Below are 8,927 nucleotides of genomic sequence, written 5' to 3'. Positions count from 1 at the left end.
CGGCGTGCGGGCCTCCGCTCGCCGGGGCGCCCGCCCCGCAACCGGCGTCGAGGCCGGATCAGCCGGGCGCCGTCCCCGTACCGTGGATCGCGCCGGTGGTCGCCGTGAGCGGTCTGCCGGTGCCGCCCCATCGCAGCGCGACGATCTCGGCGGCGACGGACACCGCCACCTCCTCCGGTGTACGGGCCCCGAGGTCGAGGCCCACCGGTGAGCGCAGCCGGGACAGTTCGTCCTCGCGGAGCCCGGCCTCCCGCAGGCGCGCCATCCGCTCGTCGTGGGTACGCCGGCTGCCCATCGCCCCGATGTACGCGGCCGGACGGCGCAGCGCCTCCTCCAGCAGCGGCACGTCGAACTTCGGGTCGTGGGTGAGGACGCAGATCACCGTGCGGTCGTCGGTCTCCGTACCGCTCAGATGGATGTGCGGCCATTCGGCGACGACCTCGACACCGTCGGGGAAACGCTGCGGCGTGGCGAAGACGGGGCGGGCGTCGCACACCGTGACGCGGTAGCCGAGGAAGCCGCCGATGCGGGCGACCGCGGCCGCGTAGTCGATGGCGCCGAAGACCAGCATGCGCGGGGGCGGTGCGAACGAGTGCAGGAAGACACCGACGGAGTCCTCGCGCCGCTCACCCCGCGGCCCGTAGTGGCGCAGTTCCGACGTCCCCTGCGCCAGCTCGCCCCGGGCGTCCGCAGTGACGGCGACGTCCAGCCCGCCCGCACCCAGCGTGCCCAGGGTTCCCCCGGCGGGCCAGGTCTCCCCGTCCGGCCACACGGCGAGCGAGGCCCCGCGCGGAGCCGGTCCGCCGGTCACGGTGGCGACGGTCACCGGCTGTCCGGCGGCCACCGACTCGGCGACCGCCGCGAAGGCGGGGTCGTCCTCGGGGGAGACGCGGCGCACCAGCACGGTGATCTCTCCGCCGCAGGTCAGCCCCACGGCGAAGGCGTCGTCGTCGCTGTATCCGAACGTCCGCAAGTGTGCCTCGCCGCTCGTCACGACCTCGCGCGCCAGCTCGAAGACCGCGCCCTCGACGCAGCCCCCGGACACGCTGCCCACCACCTCGTCACCGGGGCCCACCGCCATGGCGGCCCCCGGATCGCGCGGCGCGCTGCGGCTGACGGCGACCACCGTGGCCAGGCCGAACGGCGACCCCTCGGCGTACCAGCGGCTCAAGGCCGGGAGGATCTCACGCATCTCCCGCTCCTGTCGGCGCCCCGTACGCCGCGCTCAAGGCGTGCCGGGGTCTTCGTCGTCCTCGTCCTCGTCGTCGCGCTCGCCCTCGGCCTGCGAGGGCGTGGTGAGGCCGGGGTCGGTGTGCCCGGTGTCGTGGGTGCCGTGGGAGGAGTCGGCGGACGGGGTGTCCGTGCCGGTGTCCGGCTCGCCCTCGGCCTGGGACGGGGTGTGGTCGGTCATGATCAGCCTTTCGGTCGACCGGGTGCCGTTCGGCACGTGCCGTGTCCTTGAGGTCCGCTCGGCGCCGGGGGACATGTGTCCTGTACGTCCGTCCGGCGTACCGGGGGGACGTCGTTCGCTCCTGGGTCCGTGCCGCACCGCCCCTTTCCGGGGCGCCGGCTTCGCACCCGTCACGTCGTGCGCCTGTGCGGGTACCCCTGGGGCCACGGCTCACCCGCGCCCGGAAGGATCACCTCGGCCCGCGAAATTCCGTTGCCCTCGTCCGCCGCCCCCTGCTGCACTACTCGTGACCAGCCGTCCCGGACCAAGGAGCACCCGTGCGCGAAGCGTTCATGTCCACCCGCGAAGGAATGACCACCTCTTCTAAGGACATGACGCTCAGTGCCCACCCTGAATCTTGGAATTCTCGCGCACGTGGACGCCGGTAAGACCAGCCTGACCGAGCGGCTGCTGCACAGCGCCGGGGTCATCGACGAGATCGGCAGTGTCGACGCCGGCAGCACCAGAACCGACTCCCTCGCCCTGGAGCGGCAGCGCGGCATCACGATCAAGTCCGCCGTCGTCTCCTTCCCGGTCGGCGACCTCACCGTGAACCTGATCGACACCCCGGGCCACCCGGACTTCATCGCCGAGGTGGAGCGGGTGCTGGGCGTGCTCGACGGGGCCGTCCTGGTGGTCTCGGCCGTGGAGGGCGTCCAGGCGCAGACCCGCGTGCTGATGCGGACCCTGCAGCGGCTGCGGATCCCGACGCTCGTCTTCGTGAACAAGATCGACCGCGGCGGAGCCCAGTACGGGCCGCTGCTGGAGCGCCTCGCGGCGAGGCTCACCCCGGCGCTCGTCCCCATGGGCGAGGTCGGCGCGGCGGGCACCCGGGCCGCTCACTTCCTCCCGTTCACCGCGCCACGACTGCGGACGCCGCTGCTCGACCTGCTCGCCGGGCACGACGACGCCCTGCTGTCCGCGTACGTCGAGGGCAGGGTGTCGGACGAACGGCTCCGGGACTGCCTCGCCCACCGGACCGGCCAGGCCCTGGTGCATCCCGTGTACTTCGGTTCCGCCATCACGGGCGCCGGAGTCGCGGAGCTGGTCGCCGGGGTCGAGGAGCTGCTGCCCGCCGCCCGGGGCACGGCGGACGGCCCGGTCGCAGGCACCGTCTTCAAGGTCGAGCGAGGCCCGGCGGGGGAGAAGATCGCGTACGCGCGGATGTTCTCCGGCACCCTGCGCACGCGCGACCGGGTCGCCCACGGCGACGGCGCGGAGGGCAGGATCACCGCGATCAGCGTGTTCGAGCACGGCTCGGCGGTCCGGGTCCCGTGCGTCGCCGCGGGACGGATCGCCAAGCTCCGGGGTCTCGGGGACATCCGCATCGGGGACAGGTTCGGGCAGTCACCCGCGGCGGGGGCGGAACACCATTTCGCGCCGCCGACACTGGAGACGGTCGTCGTCCCCCGCCGGCCCGGCGACCGGGCCGCCCTGCACATCGCGCTCACCCAGCTCGCCGAGCAGGACCCGCTGATCGCGCTGCGCCGGGACGAGCTGCGGCGGGAGACCTCCGTATCGCTGTACGGGGAGGTGCAGAAGCAGGTCGTCCAGGCGACGCTGGCCGACGAGTTCGGGCTCGACGTGACCTTCCGGGAGTCGACCACCATCTGCGTCGAGCGGCCCGTCGGCAGCGGGAGCGCGGTCGAGTTCAACGGCAGGGAACCCAACCCGTTCCTCGCGACCGTCGGGCTGCGCGTCGACCCGGCGCCGGCCGGCTCCGGGGTGCGGTTCCGGCTCGGCGTGGAGCTCGGTTCGATGCCGTACGCCTTCTTCAAGGCCGTCGAGGACACCGTGCGGGAGACCCTGCGGCAGGGCGTCCACGGCTGGCAGGTCACCGACTGCACGGTGACCATGACGCACTCGGGCTATTCACCCCGTCAGAGTCATGCGCACCAGCGCTTCGACAAGAGCATGTCGAGCACCGGCGCGGACTTCCGCGGACTGACCCCGCTGGTCCTGATGAGCGCCCTGCGGCGGGCGGACTCCCAGGTGCACGAGCCGATGCACCGCTTCTGCCTGGAGGCACCGCCTGACACGCTGCCGGCGGTGCTGCCCGTCCTCGCGAGGCTGCGGGCCGTGCCGGAGTCGACCGGGACGCACGGCGCGACGAGCGTGCTCCGGGGCCGCGTCCCGGCGGCCTCGGTCCACGAACTGGAGTCGCTGCTACCCGGGTTGACGCGCGGCGAGGGCGAGCTGGAAGCGGCGTTCGACCACTACGCCCCCGTCACGCGGGGGACCGTCCCGAAGCGGCCGCGCACCGACCACAACCCGCTCGACCGGAAGGAGTATCTGCTGAAGGTGACCCGGCGGGTGGGCGGCTGAGCGGGGACGAGCGTCCTGACGTTCCGGAAGGCGCCGGGCCCGACGAGCGGTGACACGAGAACCTTACTGTGGAGTCAGGGGTGTTGACGGCGTCAGGAGCCGGCGGGACTGTTGTGGGCATGACGAAGTTGCGCGTACGTCTGCTCGGCGTCCTCGTCCTTCTCTCCGGCTCCCTCGCCACGGCGGGCGCCCAGCCCGCCGCGGCGGAGGATGTGCCCGGCGCCCTGTGGTTCGACGAACCCGCGGCGGCCACCCTCACGGTCGACCACGGCCGCTTCACCGACGGGCTCGGCCGCGAGGTGGTGCTGCGCGGCTACAACGTCTCGGGTGAGGCGAAGCTGGAGGAGCACGGCGGCCTGCCGTTCGCCTCGGTCGCCGACGCACGGAAGTCCGCGACCGCGCTGCGCGCCCTCGGCGGCGGCAACTCCGTGCGCCTGCTGCTGTCCTGGGCGCACGCCGAGCCCGTGCGGGGGCAGGTGGACACGGCGTACCTCGCCGCCGTCACCGATCAGATGCGTGCCTTCCTCGACGCGGGGATCCGGGTGTTCCCCGACTTCCACCAGGACCTCTACTCCCGCCACCTCTTCGACGCGGACAGCTGGTACAGCGGCGACGGCGCCCCCGAATGGGCCGTGGACGCCGGTGACTATCCCGACGAATCCTGCGGGATCTGTCTCTTCTGGGGTCAGAACATCACCCAGAACCGGGCCGTGCAGCAGGCCACGTACGACTTCTGGCACAACGCGAACGGCGTCCAGGACGCCTTCCTCAGCACCGCGCAGAGCACGATGGAGTATGTCCGCCGGCACCTCACCGCCGCCGAGTTCGCGGGCGTCGTGGGCTTCGACCCGTTCAACGAGCCGTACGCGGGCACCTACGACTCCGGTCAGACCAGCCGTACTTGGGAACGCGACGTGCTGTGGCCGTTCTACGAGAGGTTCCGGGCCCGGATGGACGCGGCGGGCTGGCAGGCCAAGCCCGCCTTCGTCGAGCCGAACCTCTTCTGGAACGCCAATCTCGACTTCCAGAAGCAGGAGGGCGGGCTGCTGGACGCCGGACGGCTCGGCCCGCGCTATGTCCTCAACACCCACTTCTACGACCAGAAGGCGATCTCCGGTGTCTTCATGTGGGGCAAGGCCCGCGACGGCCAGTACGCGGCGGACCTCGGGGCGGTGCGCGACCGGGCCTCGGCGGCCGGTACGACGGCCCTGGTCAGCGAGTTCGGCCACCCACTTGCCGGCTCCGTCGCGGACAAGGCTCCCACGGTCCTCAAGGCCATGTACCAGGCGCTCGACTCCCGCCGCCCCGGCTCCACCTGGTGGTCCGACCCGGTCTCCTCGGGTCCCGTCCTGTCCGGCACGCAGTGGCAGTGGGACCTCTACAACGGCCGCCACCACGAGCTGATGAACGGCAACCCCGGCAAGGTCCTCACCGCCGGCGACGCCTGGAACGACGAGGACCTCTCCGCGGTGGCGCTCGACGACTCAGGGCGTGCCGTCCTGCGCCAGGACGCCCGCCTGCTCGACCGCGTCTACCCGAGCGCCACCGCGGGCACGACGGCCGCCTTCACCTATGAGGACCGGTCCCGGGACGGCTCGGCCACCCTGACCTGGAACCCCGTCCCGAGTGCGCTCCCGAAGGTCTCCCAGCTGGTCGGCTCGGGCCAGTACGGGCTCCTGGTCTGGCGCTCCGACGGCACGGGCGCCCCCACGGAACTCCACCTGCCGGCGTCCTTCCCGGGGTCCGGCACCACGGTGGTCTCCGACCTCGGGGCGACGACCGCGCCGCCCGCGTACACCCGGACCACGCCCGTCGCGGCGGCCCCCGAACCGGGCGGCACCGGAGCCCGCCGGCTCCTGCTCACCGCCCCCGGCCCGGGAACCGTGCACTACGCCCTGGTCACCAACGGCGCGACGGCACCGTCCGCCGACCTGCTCGCAGCGGCCCGGGCGGAACTGGCGTCCTGGGCGGCACAGGAGTTCAACTAGCCGACGGCCCGGTCCAGTTCGCCGGCACGCGGGCCAGGCGTACGCGCTGCGGGTGGTCGCCGACCGCCACGGACGCCGTCCTGCGGCCCGTGGCGAAGTCGATCGACGTGACCCGGTCGGCGCCGCTCTCCGAGACGACGCAGGACCTGCCGTCGCCGCTGACGGTCGCCCAGTAGGGCTTGGAGGCGGTGACGAGCGGGCCCTCCTGGAGGGTGGCCCGGTCGACGACGGTGGCGTAGTCGTCCATCGTGCCGGCGACGCACAGCTTGGTGCCGTCGGGGCTCATCGAGATGCCGTGGTGGCGGGAGTCGTTGACCCAGGTGGTGCGGTCGGGGCTGGTGGCGGGGTTCTTCGGCAGGGTCTTCACGCGGGTGATCCGGTCGCCCGCGACGTCGTACTCCAGGAAGCCGTTGAAGAACGACACCTGGAAGTACAGCTTGGACTCGTCGGGGCTGAAGACCGCGGGCCGGACCGCGTCGGAGTAGTCCTTGAGGCCGATCGCGTCGAGCCGCTGCCGCATGTCGACCACCTTGACCTGCTTGAAGGTGTTCGCGTCGACGACGGTGATGCGGCGGTCACCCTTCGTCCAGTCCAGCCACGGTTCGTCCAGCGCGGTGTTGACGTCCCCGATGGACATGTTCCAGATGTGCTTGCCGTCGCGGGAGAAGACGTTCTCGTGCGGTTTGTCGCCGGTGGCGAAGGAGCCGACCTGTCTGCCGGTGACGATGTCCAGGACGTGCACGGTGTTCGCGGTCGAGGCCGAGACCGCGACGCGGGAGCCGTCGGGGGAGACGGCCATGTGATCGGACCGGTAACCGGACACGCGGAAGCGCCAGTTGATCCTGCCGGTGGCGAGGTCGATCGAGACCACGTCGGCGAAGCTCGGACGCGAGACGACCATCGACGAGCCGTCGGGCGTGGCGTACATGTCGTCGACGAGCTGGTCGTGCCCCTCCCCGACGCCGTTGCGGATGCCGAGGAAGTACGCCCACCTGACGGGATCCGCGTTGATCTCCGCCATGCGTGCCTCCTTGTCGGGCACGACATTGACGCGGCCGATCCTCCCGAGGTCGCCCGTGGACTCGATGACGTCGGCGGTGCCGTCCCAGTTGTTCCCCACGAACATCACCTCGCGCAGTGCGGCGGAGGCGTCCTCGGGGGTGGCGGCCGTGGCGGCGGTGCCGCACAGGGCGAGGGCCAGTGCGGTGGCGAGGGTGCAGAGGTGCCGTGATCGGGGGGCAGGCATGGCGGGTCCCTGTCGTAGGCGGAGAAATCAGATGGCAAGGGCATGACAAGGTCGAACTCTGAACACGCACGCGTTCAGAGTTGACTTACTGGAAAGTAAGGAGAGGGGCGCCTTCTCCACAAGACTGCGGACACGACAAAATCGACGACGGACGGGACCGGATCGGCCCGCCGGCGAGGGAGGCACGGGTGGCGGGCAGGCTGAAGCAGCCGACCGGACGGTACGGCGGCAGGTCCGCCGAGGAACGGCAGGCCGAGCGGCGCCGGCGCTTCCTCGACGCCGCGCTCCAGGTGTTCGGCGACCGGCCCGGCTTCCGCGCGGCCACCGTCGCCGCGCTCAGCGAGGCGGCGGGCCTGTCGACACGCCAGTTCTACGAGGAGTTCCGCACCCTGGAGGACGTGCTGGCCGCGCTGCACCTCCAGGTCAACGACTGGGCGGAGGCGGCGGCCCTGACGGCGCTCGCCGAAGCCGGGGAACTGCCGCTCGCCGAACGGGCCGCCGCGGTCTTCCGGGCCTACGCGGCCGACGTCACCGCCGATCCGCGCCGCATCCGCATCACGTTCGTCGAGATCATCGGAGTCAGCCCCGCCCTGGAGGAACAGCGGCTCGCCCGCCGTGCCCGATGGGTGGACCTCATCTGTGCCGAGGCGGACGCCGCCGCCGCCCGCGGCGAGGCGGCGGTCCGCGACTACCGGATCGCCGCCACGGCGTTCATCGGCAGCGTCAACGGCCTGCTCCACGACTGGAGCGCCGGCCGGGTGGACGCCACCCTCGACCAGGTGGTGGAGGAACTCGTCCGCCAGCTCCTCGGCATCCTGCGCCCGTCGGGCTGGTCCCCGGAGGCCCACCGGGTCCGCCCGCCGGGCAGCGGCCCGCTCCCGTCGCGCGGGTCACCGCGGGCCGAGTGAGACGACCAGGACGACGACACCGGCCGTGACCAGCACCGCCCCGGTGCACAGGCGGCGGCGCAGGGAGCGGTACACCGCCGCGTACTCGGCGCGCAGTTGTGCCGCACGCCGCGCCGTGTCCTCCCAGGAACGCCGGGTGAGTGCGAGGTGGTGTTCGGCGTACCGGGTCTCGACCTCCGCCCGCTGGGTGTCCGTGAGCCACATCAGCGGGCGGGTGAAGCGGGCGGCCTCGGTCCGGCTCTCGGCACGGGCGGCCTCGATCAGGAGATGCCCCTCCAACTCGCTGATCAGCGCCCGCGGGTCCAGGAGGCGGTCGTCCATGGCGGTCATCGCGGTTCCGCCCGCGCTCCGGTGTGCCGGCCGCCCGGCGGGCCCGGCAGCACGCCCGCGGCGGCGGTCTCCGGGTGGTGCAGGTCGAACGCCGGGGATTCGGAGCGGATCCGCGGCAGGGTGAGGAAGTTGTGCCGCGGCGGCGGGCAGGAGGTCGCCCACTCGAGCGAACGGCCGTAGCCCCACGGGTCGTCGACCTCGATCTTCCTGCCGTACTTGGCGGTCTTCCAGACGTTGTAGAAGAACGGCAGGAACGACAGCCCGAGGAGGAAAGAGAAGATGCTCGACACCGTGTTGAGAGTCGTGAGTCCCTCCACCGCGAGATAGTCCGGAATGCGGCGCTGCATGCCGTTCGCGCCCAGCCAGTGCTGCACCAGGAACGTGCCGTGGAAGCCGATGAACAAGGTCCAGAAGGTGATCTTGCCGAGCCGCTCGTCGAGCATCCTGCCGGTGAATTTGGGCCACCAGAAATGGAATCCCGCGAACATCGCGAAGACGACCGTTCCGAAGACGACGTAGTGGAAGTGCGCCACCACGAAGTACGAGTCCGAGACGTGGAAGTCCATCGGCGGTGAGGCCAGCATGACGCCGGTCAGACCGCCGAAGGTGAAGGTGATCAGGAAGCCGGTGGCCCACAGCATCGGGGTCTCGAAGCTCAGTGACCCCTTCCACATCGTGCC

8 protein-coding genes are annotated in these 8,927 nt (G+C 71.9%); 3 read left to right on the top strand and 5 right to left on the bottom strand.

The genetic code is table 11. The features are described from left to right. Positions 1-58: 58 nt before the first annotated feature. Entirely contained in the window at positions 59-1,192 is a 1,134-nt protein-coding gene (locus AC069T_RS15100; protein ID WP_478783165.1) for an XdhC family protein, read from the bottom strand. Between the two features lie 33 nt (positions 1,193-1,225). Further along, positions 1,226-1,447 carry a hypothetical protein gene (locus AC069T_RS15095; RefSeq protein WP_478783164.1) on the bottom strand — a complete coding sequence of 74 codons (222 nt, stop codon included), beginning with the start codon at positions 1,445-1,447 and terminating at the stop codon, positions 1,226-1,228. Between the two features lie 345 nt (positions 1,448-1,792). On the opposite strand from AC069T_RS15095, the gene AC069T_RS15090 reads away from it, so the two are divergent. Together AC069T_RS15090 and AC069T_RS15085 are read left to right on the top strand one after the other, a co-directional pair. Next, positions 1,793-3,775, top strand: a complete 1,983-nt coding sequence (locus tag AC069T_RS15090; protein WP_478783163.1) for a GTP-binding protein — start codon at positions 1,793-1,795, stop codon at positions 3,773-3,775. A 119-nt stretch (positions 3,776-3,894) separates the two neighbouring features. Next, entirely contained in the window at positions 3,895-5,763 is a 1,869-nt protein-coding gene (locus AC069T_RS15085; protein ID WP_478783162.1) for a cellulase family glycosylhydrolase, read from the top strand. On the opposite strand, the gene AC069T_RS15080 is transcribed toward AC069T_RS15085, so the two are convergent. Further along, on the bottom strand, positions 5,756-7,009 hold the full coding sequence (locus tag AC069T_RS15080; RefSeq protein WP_478783161.1) for a YncE family protein: 1,254 nt from the start codon (positions 7,007-7,009) through the stop codon (positions 5,756-5,758). The genes AC069T_RS15085 and AC069T_RS15080 overlap by 8 nt on opposite strands. A gap of 188 nt (positions 7,010-7,197) precedes the next feature. Here AC069T_RS15080 and AC069T_RS15075 point away from each other — a divergent pair, with 188 nt between their 5' ends. Then, positions 7,198-7,917: a TetR/AcrR family transcriptional regulator gene (locus tag AC069T_RS15075; RefSeq protein WP_478783160.1), complete on the top strand. Its 720-nt coding sequence runs from the start codon at positions 7,198-7,200 to the stop codon at positions 7,915-7,917. Here AC069T_RS15075 and AC069T_RS15070 read toward each other — a convergent pair. Together AC069T_RS15070 and AC069T_RS15065 are read right to left on the bottom strand one after the other, a co-directional pair. Then, complete coding sequence (locus AC069T_RS15070) at positions 7,900-8,247, bottom strand: hypothetical protein (protein ID WP_478783159.1); 348 nt, start codon at positions 8,245-8,247, stop codon at positions 7,900-7,902. The genes AC069T_RS15075 and AC069T_RS15070 overlap by 18 nt on opposite strands. Continuing rightward, on the bottom strand, positions 8,244-8,927 hold a 684-nt coding region (locus AC069T_RS15065; protein WP_478783158.1), incomplete at its 5' end, for a cytochrome c oxidase subunit I. The genes AC069T_RS15070 and AC069T_RS15065, both read right to left, overlap by 4 nt.

The sequence above is a fragment of the Streptomyces sp. NPDC043867 genome (genome assembly GCF_056435845.1).
Note: the sequence above shows the minus strand (reverse complement) of the source record. Positions and strands in the feature narration are given on the sequence as shown.

Bases quoted from the DNA above. Each gene is read 5' to 3' on its own strand.
- AC069T_RS15085 (WP_478783162.1), top strand. From the start codon at position 3,895: ATGACGAAGTTGCGCGTACGTCTGCTCGGCGTCCTCGTCCTTCTCTCC.
- AC069T_RS15070 (WP_478783159.1), bottom strand. From the start codon at position 8,247: ATGACCGCCATGGACGACCGCCTCCTGGACCCGCGGGCGCTGATCAGC.
- AC069T_RS15080 (WP_478783161.1), bottom strand. From the start codon at position 7,009: ATGCCTGCCCCCCGATCACGGCACCTCTGCACCCTCGCCACCGCACTG.
- AC069T_RS15100 (WP_478783165.1), bottom strand. From the start codon at position 1,192: ATGCGTGAGATCCTCCCGGCCTTGAGCCGCTGGTACGCCGAGGGGTCG.